This is a genomic window from Paenibacillus cucumis (ex Kampfer et al. 2016) (assembly GCF_019748695.1).
In the GTDB taxonomy this organism is placed as follows: domain Bacteria; phylum Bacillota; class Bacilli; order Paenibacillales; family Paenibacillaceae; genus Paenibacillus; species Paenibacillus polysaccharolyticus.
Map to the genome: position 1 here is coordinate 71598 of NZ_JACLIC010000012.1, position 19064 is coordinate 90661.

Below are 19064 nucleotides of genomic sequence, written 5' to 3' on the forward strand. Positions count from 1 at the left end.
TTCCGTTCATATTGGCGTCACGCTGGCAACATCTTGTCTCACTATACTGTAAATAAGTCACCAAGACAGTTACACAGACTAAGGGACAGGAGAAGATGAGAATGGAAGAAATCGTAGAAATAAAGCAGACAGAGAAGAAACGTGGCAAGAAACGCAAGTTGTTCTTAAAAATATTCGGGGGAATCTTCGCAGCGCTTGTATTATTCATGGGCATCGTATTTGTGATCCATGTGATTAGCAATGGAATGGAAAAGAAAAAGATAGAATCCTATGGGCAGTATGTGCAAGTGGATGGCAAAAACATGAATATCTCCATTCAAGGTCACGGAGAACAGACCATCGTGCTGCTTCCGGGACAAGGAACCCCATCTCCGGTGTTGGATTTCAAACTATTAATTGATCAGTTAACGTCAGATTATAAAGTGGTAACGATTGAACCATTTGGCTATGGATTAAGTGATCGTACAGACAAAGAACGTACCTCTGAAAATATCGTTAGAGAAATACATGAAGCTGTGGAGCAACTAGGTCTTGGCCGTTATATTCTTATGGGGCACTCTATTGCGGGACTGTACAGCGCATCTTATGTAAAAGATTATCCGGGTGAAGTGATCGCATTTATCGGTATAGACAGCAGTGTTCCTAATCAGCCTGGCATGGATGTTAAACTACCTCTGAAATCGATGCAGTTCCTTCAAACCTCAGGGCTGATGCGATTCCTCAAAAATGTGAGTGCAGATCCTTACAAATCTATGGACTATGATGAGCATACCATAGAGCAGATGAACTTGATCTCTAATCAGGTATCGAGTAATTCAACCTTAATGAATGAGTTGAAAAATCTGGGTTCTAACTTCAAAAATGCAGAGAAACTGACCTATCCTCGCGATTTACCGATGTTGCTTTTCGTTCAGTCCAATAATACTGCGAATCCCAATTGGATACCGCTACATGAGGAGCAGATCAAACAATCCGATCAGGGTAAAATGATCCCCATGGAAGGCTCGCATTATTTGCATCATACAAAGTACAAAGAGATTGCAGCAGAATTCAAAGCTTATATGAAGAGCGTTCAATTAAAATAAATCAAATCAAATCTAACAACAAAGGAAGTACTTACAATTTCCATACTTTATTTAAAGAGCGGCGCCAGACCAGGTGCCGCTTTTTGCTTATCACAAATATACAAGTACTTCACAATAGATACCGTGTTGAGATCACGGAAAATCTCCTCTTACCAAATGGAATTTTAAGGTTTATTTGTCACTGGTTTAAGCTTTTCCACATCATTTTTATTAAATATATATCTTCCCTTTGTATTGAAAGTTATAATGATTCCTGAGCAAGTAAAATTAGAGTTTGTCCAAAAATCAAGTGCATTCGGAGGTAACGATCAGCATGAATATTCAGTTTGGCACTCCAGCCACCTATTGGGTTGAAGCACTGCCTATCGGTAACGGCAAGTTGGGCGGAATGGTCTTTGGCGGTATCGAAAAAGAACGCATTGCATTGAACGAAGACACGTTATGGTCAGGCTATGCACAGGATTGGAATAACCCGGAGGCTCGTGAAGTATTGCCTCAAATCAGGGAATTGATCGCCCGTAAACAGTACGTAGAAGCGGATCAACTTAGCAAAAAAATGATGGGGCCTTTTACACAATCGTACCTGCCATTTGGTGATCTGGAACTTGTGATGGAACACGGACAATTATGTGAACGAAAAACTTATCAGCGCAAGCTGGATTTATCTACAGGTGTTGTAAGCGTTTCCTATGAAATTGGTGGAGTACGATATGACAGGGAGGTATTTGCTTCCCATCCCGATCAGGGTATTGTCATTCGTTTAACCGCAAGCAAAGAAGGAAGACTTAACTTTCATACTAGGCTGAGCAGTCCGCTGAGACATGAAACTTCTGCTGCGAACGCTCAATATGAACTATCTGGAACGGCTCCTGAGTATGTGTCACCGAACTATCACGATGTTGAAATTCCTGTCCGTTACGGAGATGTAGCAACTAGTCGTGCGATGACTTTCCATGGCCGACTTGCGGTATCTCAAACTGGAGGTACACTGCATTCAAGCGGTGGCGGACTGCAAATCGTGGGTGCAACGGAAGCGGTCATTTACTTTGCAGGGGCTACAAGTTATGCTCCTACAGGTCAAAAAGGGGACAGCGTAACCTCCCCGCAAGAGAAGACTGCGGACGTTATTAAGCAGATTATGACTCGTGATTATACAGAATTGCGTCAACGTCATGTACAGGATCATCAAGCGCTGTTTAATCGTGTGCAATTACACTTAGGTGAAAGTGTTGCTCCGCAGGACATGCCTACAGATGAGCGCATCGAGAAATACGGAAGTAGTGACCCGGGTCTGGTCGAGTTGTTGTTCAACTATGGCCGTTATTTGATGATTGCCAGCTCCAGACCGGGAACGTTACCAGCCAATCTTCAGGGAATCTGGAATCAGGAAACACGTGCGCCCTGGAGTAGCAACTACACATTGAATATTAATGCAGAGATGAACTATTGGCCGGCAGAGACGTGTAACATGGCTGAATTGCATGAACCGTTACTTGATTTTATTGGAAAACTTGCGGAAAACGGACGAAAAACAGCTGAAGTAAACTATGGCGCTCGAGGTTGGGTAGCCCATCACAATGCGGATATCTGGGGACAAACAGCCCCTGTAGGGGATTATGGTGCCGGTGACCCGTCATGGGCTTTGTGGATGATGGGCGGCGTATGGCTGACGCAGCATCTGTGGGAGCATTATGCGTTCTCAGAGGATAAAGAGTTTTTGCAGGAGACCGGTTATCCACTGATGAAGGATGCCGCCTTGTTCTGCCTGGACTGGCTCATTGAGAATAAAGAAGGACATTTGATCACATCACCATCAACGTCACCAGAGATGAAATTTGTCATTAACGGAGAACATACAGCTGTCAGTGAGGCAACTACAATGGACCTTTCCCTCATTGCTGAGCTGTTCGAAAACTGTATTCAAGCAGCTGAAGTGTTGCAAACAGATGCGGAATTCGTGGATCTCCTGCGAGCGAAGAGAGAACAACTGCTGCCTTTGCAGATCGACCCAAAAGGTCGCCTTCAGGAATGGAGCGAGGATTTCACGGAAGAAGATCCGCAGCACCGCCACGTATCCCACTTGGTTGGTGTATTCCCGGGACGACTGATTACGCAGAAAAAATCACCTGACTTGATGAAAGCTGCCCGCACTTCCCTGGAAATTCGGGGTGACGGTGGTACAGGCTGGAGTCTAGGCTGGAAAATCGGTTTATGGGCTCGCTTTGGAGAGGGGAACCGTGCTGAACAGCTTATCTCCAATTTGTTAACACTCGTTAAAGCCTATGAACCAAGCAAACATGAGCAGGGCGGCGTGTACGCAAACTTGTTTGATGCTCATCCACCATTCCAGATCGATGGAAACTTTGCGGCAACCGCAGGTATTGCCGAGATGCTGCTGCAATCTCATCAGGGTTATCTCGATTTCCTGCCAGCTTTGCCTGAACGCTGGTCTACAGGTTCGGTCAAAGGGTTGAGAGCAAGAGGTGGGTTTGAGGTTAGCCTAAGTTGGGAGAACGGTAAGCTAGTTGAAGCAGAAGTCCTCTCACATACGGGCAATACATGTTATTTGCAGGTTGAGCCTGGCTTGAAAGTATATCAAGGGGATACGGTTGTACAAACCGTTCAGGAGAAAGACGATCAAGTTAGTCTGCCAACGCAAAAAGGACAAATATATACCGTTTCATTTAAATAAAATGAACTTGAATCCTAATGTCGTTCGAGTGAATAACTTATATTCAATAAATCAATTCACCCTCGGAGCAGTATAAGATCAAGAGATGAAGCCGCTGATCAATGAAGATCAGCGGTTTTCTTTTATACAAACTTGAAAAGTTAAGTGTTGTATTGAAAACGGTTTTATGCTATTTTGAATGTATAAAAACGTTTTAATAGTAAAGGAACCTGAATGTATGGGAAAAATCACAATCAAAGATGTTGCAAGGGAAGCCGGTGTCTCGATCTCTACGGTTTCGAATGCCTTAAATGGTGTGGATGTACTGAATCCGGAAACGAAGTCCCATGTGCTCAAAGTGGCGGAACGTTTAAACTACATTCCCAATCTGAATGGGAAACTGTTGAAGTCAGGTCAGACAAAAATGCTTGGTTTCTTCACAACTAGTGTGTCGGGACCGTACTTTTACAAGTTAGTCGAGGCCATGTCGCGTGAATGCGACCGTCTCGGTTACGGACTCAATGTGTTTGTAACCAAAGATAAACATGTAATTATGAGCAATATTCTCGGCAGGCGGGTAGATGGGGTAATCATCTACGAAGAGCTGCGAATTGATGAGCAGGATATTCTATCGATGGAAAAAGACAAGATTAAAGCGGTTTTTCTGGATCGTGTGTACGAGAGCGAACGAATGGGAAGTGTCATCTTTGACTCTTACGTAGCCAGCTATGAAGTGACCAAATATTTGATCGGGCTGGGTCATCAGAAAATTGCCTATATCTCCGGCGTAGATGAGATGTTTGACAGTGTACAGCGCCGGGAGGGATATCTGGCGGCCCTTAGAGAATACGAACTTCCAGTCGATGAGGACTACATTATTCAAGGGTACTTTGAAGAAGAGGCCACTTACAGTGCCATCAAATCCTTCATTCATAAGCATCCAGGCAAGTTGCCTGATGCCTTTCTGGCCGGCAACGACCTGAGTGCGATCGGATGCATACAGGCATTGAAATCTCACGGTTATGAGGTTCCGAGTGACATCAGTGTAGTCGGATTCGATGATATTGATATCGCTCCGTATTATTCCCCACCCTTAACGACCGTTCGCAATCAAATTGCAAGACAAGGCATTCTAGCTATCACGCAATTGGTCAATATGATCAAGGGACAGGAACAAGGCGTGGCGCAAAAGCTGTCCGGAGAGCTTATCGTACGAGGCTCAAGCCATGTGAGAATCAACCGAAGAGATGGCCGCTAATAAAGGGAGAGAGACTCTTCGGGTCCATTTTCATTCATATTACAGGGAAGGGAGTTTTTTTGAGAAAATAAAAACGTTTTTATAAGACGGAATACATGCATCTATCGACACATACAGAGGGGAGCAACGAAGGATGAGTCACTTGACGACTACAGCAGACAGACAGCAGCAACCTCTTAAACCCGGTGGCAAGAAACATTTCAAGCAACGCTTCAATACATTCTGGGTCGATTTCGCCAGACAATGGGAGATCCAGTCCATGGTTCTACCCGGCATTCTGTTCATGATTGTCTTCTGTTACATACCGATCTACGGATTAACGATTGCGTTCAAAAATTACACCGTCATTGATACACTGTCCAGTGCCCCATGGGTGGGGCTGGATAACTTCAGAATCATCATGTCAGATAAATACTTCTGGGATGCCGTTGTGAATACGCTGGGCATCAGTTTTTTGAAGCTAGGTATCGGGTTTGTCATTCCGATTATTCTGGCCATTATGATTTACGAGCTGAACAGCGGACGATTCAAGAAATTCGTGCAAACGGTTTCATATCTACCTCACTTTCTCTCATGGATCGTGCTGGGCGGTATGCTTATCACCTGGTTCTCCACAACCGGCTTGTTCAATGAACTACTGCTCGGTCTTGGCATCATATCACAGCCGCAAAACATATTGCTGGACGCGGGCAAGTACTGGTGGATCGCCACGTTATCGGATATCTGGAAGGAGGCTGGCTGGGGCACCATTTTGTATCTCGCCATCATGTCCAAGATCGATCCTACGTACTATGAGGCCGCCAAAATCGACGGAGCCAGCCGGATGCGTCAGATCTGGAATATCACCTTGCCTAACATGAAATCCATTATCAGCCTGAATCTGATTCTGACGGTCAGCGGATTGCTGGGTTCGAATCTGGACCAAACGCTGGTGCTTATGAACTCACAGAACCGCGAGAAGGCCGAAGTCATTAATTCCTATGTCTATCGTATGGGGATGTCGCAAGGCGATTTCTCGTATGCTACCGCCGTAGGTTTGGGTGTTTCCATCATTTCTGTAATTCTGCTCGTCACGGCAAACAAAATAACTAGCAAGCTAAACGACAACCAGTCTGTGCTGTAGAAGGAGGTTCCCTCATGAACGGAAAAGCGGCCAAAGAAGATCTGGACAGCCGGATTTTTGATACGCTCAATATCATTTTTTTAATAATCTGTACCATCGTCATTATTATTCCGCTCTGGAATGTTATCATCTCGTCCTTTAGTTCAGGCAAAGCACTGGCAGAAGGCGGATTCATCTTCTGGTCACCCGAGTTCTCGCTAGAAAATTACCGAGCGGTGTTTAATGATTCAAACATCTGGCAGGCGTTCTTCATCTCTGTGTCCAAAACCATGATCGGTGTCGTAACACATGTATTCTTTTGCGCTATGGTCGGATACGGACTGAGCAAGAAATACCTGAGAGGACGCAAATTGTATGTAGCCATGGGTGTAATTACAATGTTTTTCTCCGGCGGCATGATTCCAACCTTTTTGCTCATCAAGGCACTAGGTCTCCTGAACAGCTTCTGGGTGTATATTATTCCGGCTTTGTTCAGTTTCTTCGATGTCGTCATCCTGATGAATTTCTTCCGTAATGTACCGGATTCACTCGAAGAATCGGCGAAGATGGATGGGGCCGGAGACTGGCATATCTTTCTCAAAATCTTTATCCCGCTATCCATGCCAGCAATGGCGACTATCGCTTTGTTTAACGGGGTAGGCCAGTGGAATGACTTTATGACGACCAAACTGTATATTACGGACCAGTCACTCTACCCATTACAGATGATGTTATATGAAATTATTGTGCAATCCCAGACACAGTCCATGCAGAACGTGGGCGGGTCCGTCGTGATCGAAACAACAACCAAAGGCGTGCAGCTTGCCACCATTGTCATTACCACATTGCCAATTGTGCTGATCTATCCTTTGTTACAGCGATATTTCATTTCAGGCATGATGCTTGGAGCTGTGAAGGAATAAAACGATAGATTCACATCAACGATTTATATTCGACTACGAGGGGGAAAACACATGTTTAATATTCACCGGGTACTGGGCAAAAGAGGGGTTAAAGGATGTGCAGCATTACTGACAGCTGTGTTAATGATTACGGGATGCAGCGGTGGTTCCGATGGATCAAGTGAAGCGAACTGGGTATCCATCGAGAATCGTTATACGGTTGATCCGGAGAAACCAGCATGGCAGCTCGATAAGAAGGAAGAAGTGACCGATCTGACCTGGTACGTCAATGCCGACTGGTGGAATACTGATTTTGGCAAAGATATCGTCACCAAAAAGATCAAGGAAGACTTGAACATTAACATCAAATTCATTACAGGCGATGATACCAAATTAAATACCTTTTTTGCCGGTGGAGATATGCCTGACCTGCTGACGGTGTTTGATTCCAATTCGCAAGTCGTGAGCAAAGCATCAACCTGGGCCATTCCTCTGAATGATTTGGCCGAGAAATATGATCCGTATTTCAACAAGGTCGCGGCTGCGGACACGATGAAGTGGTTCCAGCAAGAGGATGGCAAGACCTACGGTTATCCGAACTATTCCAACACACAAGCAGATTATGATAGCGGTAACATTCCAGCCAAGACCGCCTTTATCATCCGCAAGGATGTATATGAAGCGTTAGGCAGTCCAGTCATGGGAACACCGGAGCAATTCCAGAGTGTGATGAAACAGATCAAGGAAAAGTTCCCGTCGCTCATTCCGTTTGGCTTTAACGCCATCGGTGGAGGCACCGGTTCGCTTGGCGATGCGTTACAGGATTTTATCGGCGTACCCCTGGAGACGGCAAACGGAGAGTTCTATGACCGCAATCTGGACGAAGATTATCTGACTTGGCTGAAAACCTTAAACGCTGTATACAGAGACGGCAATATTAGTGATGACAGTTTTGCGGATGACGGTACAGCCTTTGAAGAAAAGGTGAAATCCGGCAAATATGCGGCGATGCTGCTCGACGGTACACCTCAACAGGGCGGAAACCTTCAGATCTACATGAGTGACAACGAAGGCAAAGAGTACATCGCCATTGATGGGCCGCAAAGTACCAAGGGCAATGTACCAACACTGAATCAGTCCGGTATTACAGGCTGGATGATTAATTTCATCTCCAAGGATGCCAAAGACCCGGCTAAAGCGATGCAAATTTTCACGTATTTGCTGAGTGAAGAAGGCCAGATACTGATGAACTATGGCGTTGAAGGAGAGACGTTTAAGAAAAAAGCTGACGGTACGGTGGAACTACTTCCGGCCGTGAAGGACATGCAATTGCATAATGCGGACCAATTCAAGAAGGAATATCGCCTGGGTGAATTTATGTTTTTCGGTCATGACCGTCATAAGGCGCTGAGTGCCGATGCCTTCCCGGAGGCGATTAAACAAATGCAAGCATGGGGCAAAGGCAAGCTGACACCTCATTTTATTCTGGAAAATATCAATCCAAACCTGGGAACACCGGAAGCTCGCGCATTGTCCGCCATTAACACCAAATGGAACTCAACACTGGTAAGCATGTTGCGTTCAAAGGATGATGCCTCGTTTGACAATGCCCTCGCGGCATATCAATCGTTCTTGGAGGAAAATCGCTGGCCTGACATTGTGAAGATCCGTAGCGAGAAGATGAAGCAGAATAAAGAGAAATTAGGCATGCAATAATGAGGAGGCTTTGCGATGACAACATTTAAAATGTTCAAAACTACGGGGGAAAATGACCTGTTTCGTCTTGTTCCTCCCGAGGAATACAATCCGATCAAGTCCATGGAAGCTGATTCGATGGCCGTAACCGTTCAACTGGATGATCGTCAAACGTACCAGGAGATGGACGGGTTCGGAGCGTCATTTACAGATGCTGCGGCATATTTGATGAATCAAAAGATAACGGTTGAACAGCGGGTTGAAGTGATGACACGGCTGTTCCATCCGACAGAAGGGATCGGATTGTCGGTGATCCGCAATCCGATGGGCGCTTCGGATTATGCCCGCACGGTATACAGTTATAACGATCTGCCTGACCATCAGACAGACCCGGAATTAGCCGGATTTAGCATTGCACATGATGAAGCGGACATTATTCCGTTAACCCGGCAGGCGCTTGCACTGAATCCCGAGCTGAAACTGTTCGCTTCGCCGTGGAGCGCACCCGGCTGGATGAAAACAAGCGGCTCCATGATTACAGGCCAGCTCAAGCCTGAGTGGTATTCGGCATATGCGGAGTACTTTGTAAAATATATTCAGTCCTATGCAGCTCATGGTCTGCCAATCTATGCAATCACCCCGCAGAATGAGGCTTTGTATGAGCCTGGACATTATCCGGGCATGCTGATGCCCGCTGAGGCGCAAACAGAGTTCATTTTCAATCATCTCAAGCCAGCTTTTGTACGCAACAACCTTGACACCAAAATCCTGTGTTATGATCACAACTGGGATCGTCCGGATTATCCGCTGACCGTTCTGGAACATGCAGGAGAAGCTGTGGATGGAGTGGCATGGCATTGGTATGGGGGAGATGCTTCTGCCCAATCCAAAGTGTACGAAGCTTTTGCGGGAAAAGAAGTGCATTTCACCGAAGGTTCTGGAGGGGAATGGATTCCGCCTTTTGAACAAGCGTTCTCCAATGTGATTCGAACGGGCATTCACATTTTGCGAAACTATAGCAAGTCACTCGTACTGTGGAATATGGCACTGGACGAACATAACGGCCCTACGGTGCCGGGTTTTGGACAGAGCACGTGCCGTGGAATTGTGCAGATTAACCAGCAGACGGGAGATCTTGTCTACACGCTGGATTATTACGCGCTAGCTCATTTCAGTGCTTTGATTCGCCCTAAAGCGGTTCAAATCCAATCGGTATCCAGCGATGATTCCATATACACGGTAGCTTTTCGCAACACGGACGGAAGCACAGCATTGGTACTGTTTAACGATGAGCAAGAAGGCAAACAGGTTAAGATTGAAATGCAAGATCAAGAGAGCCTTATTGTATACATGGAATCCAAAAGCGCTATATCCCTATTCATATCAAACGATTAAAGGGCAGTGGCTCGGCTATGACCTCATGATTGTAGAAAAGCAAACACCTGCCTCAGCATTCATTCATGTTTTCTCGACATTCCTAGAGAGCAATAATGCGAACCACGCAGACCGCCAATTGGCGGTCTTTTATCTGTTTTCTAATCTGTTGTGTATTTTTTGATCGTTTTCTAATCATTTTTCTAACCTTTTAAGGGGATTTCATACATACAGTCCGAATAAAGTACAAGATAGAATGTACCTGTCCCTGAATCTTTTGGGTGATGGCTCGTGTATAAATAACCAACTTTGGAGGACTTCCATGTATAAACTGATGATTGTGGAAGACGAATTGCTGATGCGCGTGGGCATTCGTTCCATGCTGAACTGGGAAGAATACGGTTTTTGTATAGCAGGTGAGGCTAGTAATGGAAAAGAAGCACTGGAGCTTGCGCTTGAAAAGGTACCTGACTTGATCATTACAGACATCCGAATGCCCGTAATGGACGGATTAGCGTTAATCAAACAGTTATCCCCATCGTTAAAAAACTGTAAATACGTCATTCTGAGCAATTTTGATGAATTAGATTACGTGAAAAATGCTTTAAAGTTCGGTGCCACCGATTACTTGATTAAAAGCGAAATTAATGAGCAATCGCTCATCGAGCTTTTGACGAATATACGGGAGAAGTTGCAAAGTGAACAGCATCAATTAAATGCCTTACCCTACGTATCCTCCGATTATTCCAAGAGTATTCGTTATTTGAAGGATAGCTTTTTCCAAGATATTGTAAGCGGATTCACCCATGAGAAAGAATTGATTACCAAAGCCAAAGAACTCCATTTTCGTATCCAATCAGACCAGTTAGTGGTCATCAAATTCATCGTTAATCATTATGAGAAGGTCAAACGCAAATACATTGAAAAAGGGGAAAAGCTGCTCCGTTTCTCGATACTCAACATTATGGAAGAGGTTATTCCATCCCGGTGGGCAAAGGAGATTTTTGTGGAAAGCTCGTCTGAATACTGGGTAGTGGTTAATGTCCGATCTGACACGGAAGCACATGCTGACCTGAACAAGCTGATTCGTAAAGTACTCACTTCCCTTAAGGATTTTATGAACCTGTCACTTACAGCGGGAGTAAGTTCGATTAATTTCGGCTTTGTGTCGCTGCGGAAGGCTTGTCAGGAGGCAGAATTTGCGCTTAAGGAACGTTTTTTTACGGATGAAAGCCAGATCCTGTATGTTGAGGATATACGTGAAACCCCCAGTAGGGAAGACGTTGAACATCTGCTGAGTCCTCAGCAGGAGCAACAATTCATGAAAATTTGTATGAGCAAAAATAAGGAGAAAGCCCGGCAATTTCTTGAAGAAATCTACATTGACCTGAAGACCGTAAGGGCAGGCGAGAACAGTATCCGCAAGCAATACCTTACGTTGCTCGAAACAATGCACGCCCATTTGCTGAACAGCACATCACGAAGCAAGCTTTCCATGACGGAGAAATCCCCCTATGAGATTGTCCTGAACGGGGAACATTGGCAGGATATCCATGAGAATGTGCTGACTTATATCACGGAGACATTTAACGCTAGCTCCCAGGTCACACACGAGCTCAAATACACGGACCTCGCAATAGACATCATCAACAGTTATTATGCAGAGGATCTTTCATTGCAAAGTGTAGCTAGCCAGATTAACGTGAATCCGTCCTATTTAAGCCGTTTGTTCAAGCAGGAGAAGAAGGAAAATTTCATCTCTTATCTGACCCGGGTTCGTATTGATCATGCGAAAGCTTTTCTCCTCAGCAAAGAGCTGAAAATATATGAAATTGCCGATAAAGTCGGGTATCACAACTACACGTATTTCAGTAAGATTTTCAAAAAGAACACAGGGCTTACGCCAGAGGAATATCGGGAACAGCAGCATGTGCATGCCATTCGGAAATAGAGGTGTGATCGATGAAATATAAGCGGCCTTTTCAGATTAAATACAAGATTATGGTGATCTGTATGATCGTCATCATCTTTCCTGTCGTTGTGATGACTATTAATTCGTACTACTCTTCCGAAAGGTTATTATCACAGAATTACAATACACTGCTTAGTGATTTGACCAAACAGACAAACATTCGCATCGATGAGTTTTTGAAAGAAATCGAAAAGATTACGCTGCTCGCCAGTAATGGACTCAGTGACAGTTTATCTGCTACCCATGAAGGCAGCTTTCCGATCCAGGATTTTCTGCGTGTAAGTAATGAAGAAAACGAAATCTCGGCATATAACATACTAATGAATTACATCATGATGAAGGATCGTGTATTTTCCATTTATCTCTACAATATGAACGGAGGAGAAGACCTGTTTGTAAGTCCACATCAACCGATTGACAAGGCCTTCAATGTGAGAAATGAGCTGTGGTTCAAGAAGTTTATGCATGAGGATGAGCGTACGATCACGTTAACAACCCGGGTTGACAAGCAACTCGAAAATAAAGTGCTGGCCGTGTCCCATGCACGAAAAATTCATGATGTCACGAACGGCAAATTGCTTGGCGTGATGGTGGTTAGCATCGATATTAAATTTATCGAAATCGTCAATCGTAACTTGCAGGAAGGACTTCGATCCAGATTCATGATCATTGATGAGGACGAAAAGATCGTTTACAACGTCAACGACCAGTTAATTGGCACCTTGTTTCGGGATAACGTTCGTCCATCTGAAGCAACCAACGTCGTGGTCAAAAGTCCGCTTAGTCAGCAGAAATGGACTACATATGTCTATATGCCGCTGGAAGAGCTAACTGCCGATGGTAGAATACTAGGTAAAAACCTCGTAACGCTAGCGATCGTCATGTCACTTTTCGCTGCGGTGATCTCCATTTTCCTGTCTCACGTTATTACACGTCCCATCAAAAAGCTGTTAAACAATATACGTCTTGTCGAAAAGGGGCAGTTTGAGCAGGTGCAGGATATTCGCTCTCGTGATGAGATTGGTCATTTATCCACCAGATTCAACCGAATGTCCCATGAATTGAAACGAATGGTGGAACGCATGCAGCAGGAAGAGATCGAGAAAGCCGCTGCTGAGATGCGGGCACTGCATGATCAGATTAACCCACACTTTCTGTATAATACTTTAGGTTCCGTTAAATGGATCGCTTCCATGCAACAGGCCGACAAAATTGTAGATATGACCGATGCACTGATCTCTATGCTCCGATATGCCACCAAGTCTGATGGAAGTCTCGTTATGATTCGTGAAGAATTAACTCACATTGCACATTACGTGACTATCCAAAAGGTTCGATATTATGGCAGTATTCAGATGATATATGAGATCGATGAGAACCTGCTACAATATGCAATGCCTAAAATGATCCTGCAGCCCATCGTCGAGAACGCGTTCTTTCACGGTCTGGTCGAGATCGAAGAGGATGGCGTAATTACAATTCGAATAGGATCTCAGGAGGAAGACATCTGCATTGAAGTTTGTGATAATGGAACCGGCATGGATCAGAGTATGGTACGAGGCTTGATGGAGGAAAAGCATGAAACAGGAAATGGAGGCCGGGGGATAGGCCTCTATAATGTACAACGGCGTATTCAACTTCACTTCGGTGAGCCGTATGGGATACAGGTGAAAAGTGAGGTCGGCAAAGGAACAACGTTTGCAATTCTGCTTCCAGCGATCTCCTGTTTATCGGAAAACAAGTGAATGTGTCTTAGACAGTCGCATGTGAAGTCGCTTTTGCTGTCACTTTAGCCTTTAACACTGCCCAGTACCAGTCCTTTGGTAAAATACTTTTGCAAGAACGGATAGATCAGCAGAATCGGTATCGCACCGAGGAACATCTGCGCAGCTCGCCCTGTCCGGGCATTCATCATGGATAACAGTTGCGTGTAATCCGATCCGGATTTCAGCATCATCTGCTCAAAGCTTTGAAGCAGCGTCTGCAAATAGCTCTGTAACGGATAGTTGGCGGGATTGTTCATATAGATAATGCCGTCAAACCAGGAGTTCCAGTGACCCACAATGCTGAACAATCCAACCGTCGCGAGCGCAGGTTTGAGAAGCGGCAGCATAATGCGGATCAACACTTGCAGAGGGCCTGCGCCGTCAATGATAGCCGATTCTTCAATCTCTTCAGGAAGTCCACGAATAAAGTTCATCAGAATAATCATGCTGAACACGGGGAGCGCTCCTGGCAGAATCAGAGACCAGATGGAATCAATCAGTCCCATTTTCACCACAACCAGATACGTCGGGATTAAACCGCCGCTAAACAGCATCGTTACGATAAAAAATCCCATGTAGACGTTGCGCCCCATCACCTTCTGTTTGGTTTTGGATAAAGGGTAGGCTGTGAGCACAATTAACACCAGATTCACAAGTGTACCCAGAACCGTTCGCTGGATGGCAACCCATAGCGAGGAATAAAACGCGCCACCCGAAAGAGCAAACTCATAAGCTTTGGTTGTGAACTCGACAGGCCAGAAGGTAACACTACCAGCCGATACCGCTGAACTGCTACTGAAGGACACAGCGAGTAAATTCACAAATGGCAACACACAGAGTAGCGAGATGGTCAGCAGGATGGTGTAATTTATAATAAGAAACACGCGTCTGCTTATACTTTTATCATAGATCATGCGAATATGCCCTCCTTAGAAGATACGGTAACCCGCCACGCGGTAAGCTAGAATGTAAGAGACAGCGACTAGAATGCAGGAGATCACGGATTTGAATAATCCAACGGCGGTCGCAATGGAATATTGAGCTTGCTGTATCCCCAGACGATAGACATAAGTATCGATAATATCACCGGTCTGATAAACAACAGGAGAGTAGAGGTTGTAAATCTGGTCGAAACCGGCATTCAACACGTTTCCAAGGGAAAGCACAGACATCAGAACAATCGTTGGCATGAGTAGGGGCAGGGTGATATAGAGTGTTTGCTTCCAACGCTTGGCTCCATCGATCACTGCGGCTTCATATAGTCCGGGGTCAATGCTGGTTAAAGCCGCCAGATAAACGACCGTTCCAAAACCGAAACCCTTCCATATGTCACTCACGATCATTGTCCATGGGAAGATTGAAGGGGTACCGAGAAAAGAGATCGGCTTGACGCCGAACAAACTCAGAAACGTATTCACGATGCCATTCGCACTTAGAACATCCAGCATGATACCCGCCATAATGACCCAAGACAAGAAATTCGGTATATACACGAGGGTCTGAAAGGTGCGTTTGATCCCGTTGTGCAAGACTTCGTTCAGCAATAGTGCGAAAACAACCGGCACCACAATGCCGCCAAGCATTTTGAATATGGACATGTAGAGGGTGTTCCAGATCGTTCTCACAAAGTTAGGCTGATTGAATACATGCGTGAAATTGTCCCATCCAACCCACGGTGAGTTAAAGCCGAGACCGGGGTTATATTTTTGAAATGCAATAATGAGTCCATAGAACGGGATGTAGCTAAAAATAAACACCAGCACAACGCTGGGGATCAACATGAGGTGATAAGGACTTTGCTGCTTCCATTTTTTCAGCATGGCTTTTCCTCCGTTCAGTTATCAAAAAGAAGGGATGAGAACGGGCTCACCCCCTCAGGCTTCACACCGCAAATGCTTTATTTCCCGTAGGCTTCGTTGACTGCTTCAATGGCATTGTCTCCGCCAGCTGCTCGCCAGTTCTGTACGACCACGTCAAAATAATCGATGCTTTCGCTACCCATAATGATTTTCGTAAATCCTTCGGTGAGAATGTCATCCAGTGTTGTGCCGTAACTGGAGAGAGCCTCAGGCGTAACACCCCATAGCGCAGTTTTGATATAGTTGTTGCTATCGAGCACTTTTTTGGCCAGACCATACGCATTTTTCGGAGCACCCTGTTGCAAATAATCGCCAGTTGCTCCCGGTGTCGCATTTTTAATAAACTCCACGCTATTATTGTATTTCTGCCACATCCCTGAAGTCGTAAGTCCGCTCGTATCCTTCGTTTCAAGAGCTTTGGACACAGCCTCAAACTGCTCATAGTCCGAATTCGGATTAAGTACACGGAACGCACCAACCACGTGGGCAATATCATTGTCGAGCAGGGCAGACAGTGTCTCCGGTTTTTCCTTGCCGTTACCTTCATCTACGATGTAGGCATAATCATTCAGGATTTCGATCACCGCTTGCGGATTGGCGGCATCCTTTTTCATAACAATGTAGTTATTGTTGGCAAAAAAGATCGACTGTTTTGCTTCCTTACCGTCCACGGTTGGAATGAGATACGGATAAAAGATCGAATCTTTGCCCAGATTGGCAATCGTATCTACGCCCGGATTATACCCCCACCACTGATAGTAAGGCTGGATGCCTACTTTACCAGCAACGATATCGGCATTCATCGCGTTGAAGTCTTTAATTGCAAATTCGGGATCAATAATGCCTAATTTAAACCAATCCGCCCACTCGGCAAGCGCATTTTTCATCTCAGGTTGAATGGAGCCATAGGTGAGTTTTCCCGAATTATCTTCAATCCACATGTCGGGATGTGCATTCCATGCAATGGCAAGCAGATTGAGGTAGTCCAGGGATTGATCCACAGCGATGCCGTATCCTCCGTGTTTCTCCATAAATTTGAGTGCCATATTTTTGATATCTTCAACGGATTTCGGATCTTGCAGTTTAAGCTCTTCTTTCCAGTCGTTCCGGATCCAGATAAAGTCGGGCTGTTCAATTAATCCCCAGTGCATCTGCGGTATACCGTAGAGCTTCCCGTCTTTTTTTCCTGATTCGTAGCTGTCTGCATCCGCTCTCATATACGCTTTCAGGCGTTCCGAGGCATGCTGTTCAAAGGCTTCTGTCAAATCCATGACCATATCGGCTTCAACCAATTGGCGTAACTGAGAAGGATTCACCCGGAAAACGTCAGGTAGTTCGTTGGAAGAGATGGCGAGATTGAGTTTTGTTTCATATTCATCACTGACCCAGTCCGTCTTGACGTTAATGTTTAACTTCTCTTTATACCGGCGAGTCCAGACATTATTGGTGATATCATCGCCCTTTGGATATTTCGCTGAACTGTACTCCGATGTGACCGTATGAATGGTGACTGCACCTGTGCCGTCATCGTCCGCGTCGGTCTGTGTTTTACCTTTTCCCGTGTCACTACAAGCTGTGATCAGCAGAGCGGACATACTCACCGACATGATTAGAAGCTTCATCTTTTGGTTCATTGACGTTCCCCCTCAAGTTCAAGTCATATTTAGGAAAGTTGTACTTGAAGATATTGTAATGGAGAATAAGAGGAGGGGATATAAACGTTATTGACCAGAATCTGTATGATTTTTTACTTAAGAGGAAGATTGAAAGAGCGAATGGGATGGGAAGTGTGTACGAATCTTGCACTTATTTGAACTGTGTTGCACTTTTTTGACCCGCTCGAACCAAAGAAGATCGTGAGAATTATCGGAAGTATACATATTTTTTCAGCTTAGTTGTGGCTTTTCGTTGTGCTGCGGTGTCTAATTCATTGTAAATCAAGAGGAGGTTCACACCATGTCAGGAGTTCATGACACACACTTTACACCTGTTTATCCGGATGAACAGGATAGCAATACCCGATTTGAATACATCTATGCATTATATCGTGACCGCATCCGTAGTTACTTTTTGCTGAAAATAAATGCCATGGTTGCAGACGACCTTACACAACAGGTGTTTATGAAAGTCTCGGAGAACATGCATCGCTTTAGAGGGAGTGCGCATATTTTCACATGGATCTTCAAGATTGCTCAGAATACGTTAAAAAACGAATATCGCAGATTGTCACGTCAGAATGAAACACCGCTTGATTTTACACAGTTAGAATCCCAATCCATCACTCTTGAATTTACAAAGTATGTTGACTTTCGAATTGACATTGGCGCGGCACTACAAACACTGGATGAGAAAAATCAGGAGATTATTGCGTTACGTTTTTTCGCAGATTGTACACTACCCGAGATTGCGAGTATTGTTGGCATGCGTGAGAGCGCAGTGAAGAACCGATTATATCGCGCTCTTGGAAAGCTGAAGCATGAATTAAATGAATGGGGGAACATGGCCATCATGTCGATTGAACAATTGATTTCTATCGAAAATAAAGGAAGTTCAGAACATTCGGTTAACCGTCTGAAAAAAGCAAATCATGATCTCTTCACGCAACTAAGTGGAAATGTCGAACGACTGGCGACCAAATACAATTACCAGCTCAAACGTAAAGTTATCATTGAAATGTATCCAGATCTGCCAACGTTTCATCGGGCTGTAGGTGAAGCGCATGCGCCTAACTGGTTCACGGGTACGTATGAAGAAAATATTCTTAAGATCGTATCACCACTTAATCCCGGACCGGAACATACCTACGAGTCTATTATCAAAGGTACGATTCACCTGTTCTCCATGTGGCTGATTGAGGAGATTAATCCGCTGTCCCCCAAATGGATTAGACAAGGAATTGGCGGATACGAGGCTAAACTGATGACACCCGATTTTCTTAAAAATTCGACGAAAGAGGCCATTCGCACGAATTCTATTCCTACTTTTGCTCAATTAGACGATGATACGTGGGATTTTGAAACCAAGAAAGGATTCCAATTCTCGTATATGTTTGTCGAGTTTGTCATAGAGAAGTACGGTTTAGAAGCTATGAATCAATTGATCCGTCAGCCGCAGGATCTCAAAGGCATTTTAGGCTGCTCAGAGACTGAATTTCGTCAGAAACTGGTTAACTATCTGAATCAATTATTTTAAGAACTCACACGAAACGAACGACAGTTTAACGGTTAATAAGCCCAGACACCTTCAGCAACATGTAGTCCTGTTCATTATGGGATATCATGACTGGAGGTGTTTTTTTACATTTAAATAAGGTAGAAGGAAGAATGAAGAAGGTTTGAAAGAAAGTTTATAGCGTTCGTTCATGTTCCGTTCATATTGCA

Annotated in this window: 13 protein-coding genes; 10 read left to right on the forward strand and 3 right to left on the reverse strand. The window is 44.7% G+C overall.

All coding sequences use genetic code 11. The annotated features are described in order from the left end of the window. The first annotated feature begins 101 nt into the window (after positions 1 to 101). From H7T88_RS08290 to H7T88_RS08330, 9 genes are all read left to right on the forward strand, one after another. Positions 102 to 1085 (forward strand): alpha/beta hydrolase, encoded by a 984-nt coding sequence (locus H7T88_RS08290; protein WP_221788050.1) that lies wholly within the window; start codon positions 102 to 104, stop codon positions 1083 to 1085. A 313-nt stretch (positions 1086 to 1398) separates the two neighbouring features. Continuing rightward, positions 1399 to 3777, forward strand: coding sequence for a glycoside hydrolase family 95 protein (locus tag H7T88_RS08295; RefSeq protein WP_221788051.1), 2379 nt, complete (start codon positions 1399 to 1401; stop codon positions 3775 to 3777). A 217-nt stretch (positions 3778 to 3994) separates the two neighbouring features. Further along, positions 3995 to 5014 carry a LacI family DNA-binding transcriptional regulator gene (locus tag H7T88_RS08300; protein WP_221788052.1) on the forward strand — a complete coding sequence of 340 codons (1020 nt, stop codon included), beginning with the start codon at positions 3995 to 3997 and terminating at the stop codon, positions 5012 to 5014. Positions 5015 to 5147: 133 nt separating this feature from the next. Next, complete coding sequence (locus H7T88_RS08305; protein ID WP_423246125.1) at positions 5148 to 6137, forward strand: ABC transporter permease; 990 nt, start codon at positions 5148 to 5150, stop codon at positions 6135 to 6137. 14 nt (positions 6138 to 6151) lie between these two features. Beyond that, positions 6152 to 7039, forward strand: a complete 888-nt coding sequence (locus tag H7T88_RS08310; RefSeq protein ID WP_154888904.1) for a carbohydrate ABC transporter permease — start codon at positions 6152 to 6154, stop codon at positions 7037 to 7039. A gap of 51 nt (positions 7040 to 7090) precedes the next feature. Next, positions 7091 to 8734 (forward strand): type 2 periplasmic-binding domain-containing protein, encoded by a 1644-nt coding sequence (locus H7T88_RS08315; RefSeq protein WP_221788053.1) that lies wholly within the window; start codon positions 7091 to 7093, stop codon positions 8732 to 8734. A 15-nt stretch (positions 8735 to 8749) separates the two neighbouring features. Continuing rightward, positions 8750 to 10108 (forward strand): glycoside hydrolase family 30 protein, encoded by a 1359-nt coding sequence (locus H7T88_RS08320; RefSeq protein ID WP_221788054.1) that lies wholly within the window; start codon positions 8750 to 8752, stop codon positions 10106 to 10108. A gap of 301 nt (positions 10109 to 10409) precedes the next feature. Next, positions 10410 to 12038: a response regulator gene (locus H7T88_RS08325; protein WP_221788055.1), complete on the forward strand. Its 1629-nt coding sequence runs from the start codon at positions 10410 to 10412 to the stop codon at positions 12036 to 12038. Between the two features lie 11 nt (positions 12039 to 12049). Further along, the gene (locus tag H7T88_RS08330) at positions 12050 to 13804 is read left to right on the forward strand and encodes a cache domain-containing sensor histidine kinase (RefSeq protein ID WP_221788056.1); all 1755 of its coding nucleotides are present in this window, start codon (positions 12050 to 12052) and stop codon (positions 13802 to 13804) included. Positions 13805 to 13848: 44 nt separating this feature from the next. On the opposite strand, the gene H7T88_RS08335 is transcribed toward H7T88_RS08330, so the two are convergent. From H7T88_RS08335 to H7T88_RS08345, 3 genes are all read right to left on the reverse strand, one after another. After that, on the reverse strand, positions 13849 to 14739 hold the full coding sequence (locus H7T88_RS08335) for a carbohydrate ABC transporter permease (protein WP_090916140.1): 891 nt from the start codon (positions 14737 to 14739) through the stop codon (positions 13849 to 13851). 15 nt (positions 14740 to 14754) lie between these two features. Next, positions 14755 to 15645 carry an ABC transporter permease gene (locus H7T88_RS08340; protein ID WP_090916142.1) on the reverse strand — a complete coding sequence of 297 codons (891 nt, stop codon included), beginning with the start codon at positions 15643 to 15645 and terminating at the stop codon, positions 14755 to 14757. A gap of 77 nt (positions 15646 to 15722) precedes the next feature. After that, complete coding sequence (locus tag H7T88_RS08345) at positions 15723 to 17318, reverse strand: type 2 periplasmic-binding domain-containing protein (RefSeq protein WP_221788057.1); 1596 nt, start codon at positions 17316 to 17318, stop codon at positions 15723 to 15725. A 322-nt stretch (positions 17319 to 17640) separates the two neighbouring features. Here H7T88_RS08345 and H7T88_RS08350 point away from each other — a divergent pair, with 322 nt between their 5' ends. Beyond that, positions 17641 to 18876 (forward strand): RNA polymerase sigma factor, encoded by a 1236-nt coding sequence (locus H7T88_RS08350; protein ID WP_221788058.1) that lies wholly within the window; start codon positions 17641 to 17643, stop codon positions 18874 to 18876. Positions 18877 to 19064 lie beyond the last annotated feature (188 nt).

What these genes read in the sequence shown, in the direction of transcription:
- H7T88_RS08345 (WP_221788057.1), bottom strand. Translation starts at nt 17,318, where the DNA reads ATGAACCAAAAGATGAAGCTTCTAATCATGTCGGTGAGTATGTCCGCT.
- H7T88_RS08315 (WP_221788053.1), top strand. Translation starts at nt 7,091, where the DNA reads ATGTTTAATATTCACCGGGTACTGGGCAAAAGAGGGGTTAAAGGATGT.
- H7T88_RS08295 (WP_221788051.1), top strand. Translation starts at nt 1,399, where the DNA reads ATGAATATTCAGTTTGGCACTCCAGCCACCTATTGGGTTGAAGCACTG.
- H7T88_RS08305 (WP_423246125.1), top strand. Translation starts at nt 5,148, where the DNA reads ATGAGTCACTTGACGACTACAGCAGACAGACAGCAGCAACCTCTTAAA.
- H7T88_RS08300 (WP_221788052.1), top strand. Translation starts at nt 3,995, where the DNA reads ATGGGAAAAATCACAATCAAAGATGTTGCAAGGGAAGCCGGTGTCTCG.
- H7T88_RS08330 (WP_221788056.1), top strand. Translation starts at nt 12,050, where the DNA reads ATGAAATATAAGCGGCCTTTTCAGATTAAATACAAGATTATGGTGATC.
- H7T88_RS08290 (WP_221788050.1), top strand. Translation starts at nt 102, where the DNA reads ATGGAAGAAATCGTAGAAATAAAGCAGACAGAGAAGAAACGTGGCAAG.
- H7T88_RS08320 (WP_221788054.1), top strand. Translation starts at nt 8,750, where the DNA reads ATGACAACATTTAAAATGTTCAAAACTACGGGGGAAAATGACCTGTTT.
- H7T88_RS08335 (WP_090916140.1), bottom strand. Translation starts at nt 14,739, where the DNA reads ATGATCTATGATAAAAGTATAAGCAGACGCGTGTTTCTTATTATAAAT.
- H7T88_RS08310 (WP_154888904.1), top strand. Translation starts at nt 6,152, where the DNA reads ATGAACGGAAAAGCGGCCAAAGAAGATCTGGACAGCCGGATTTTTGAT.
- H7T88_RS08350 (WP_221788058.1), top strand. Translation starts at nt 17,641, where the DNA reads ATGTCAGGAGTTCATGACACACACTTTACACCTGTTTATCCGGATGAA.
- H7T88_RS08340 (WP_090916142.1), bottom strand. Translation starts at nt 15,645, where the DNA reads ATGCTGAAAAAATGGAAGCAGCAAAGTCCTTATCACCTCATGTTGATC.
- H7T88_RS08325 (WP_221788055.1), top strand. Translation starts at nt 10,410, where the DNA reads ATGTATAAACTGATGATTGTGGAAGACGAATTGCTGATGCGCGTGGGC.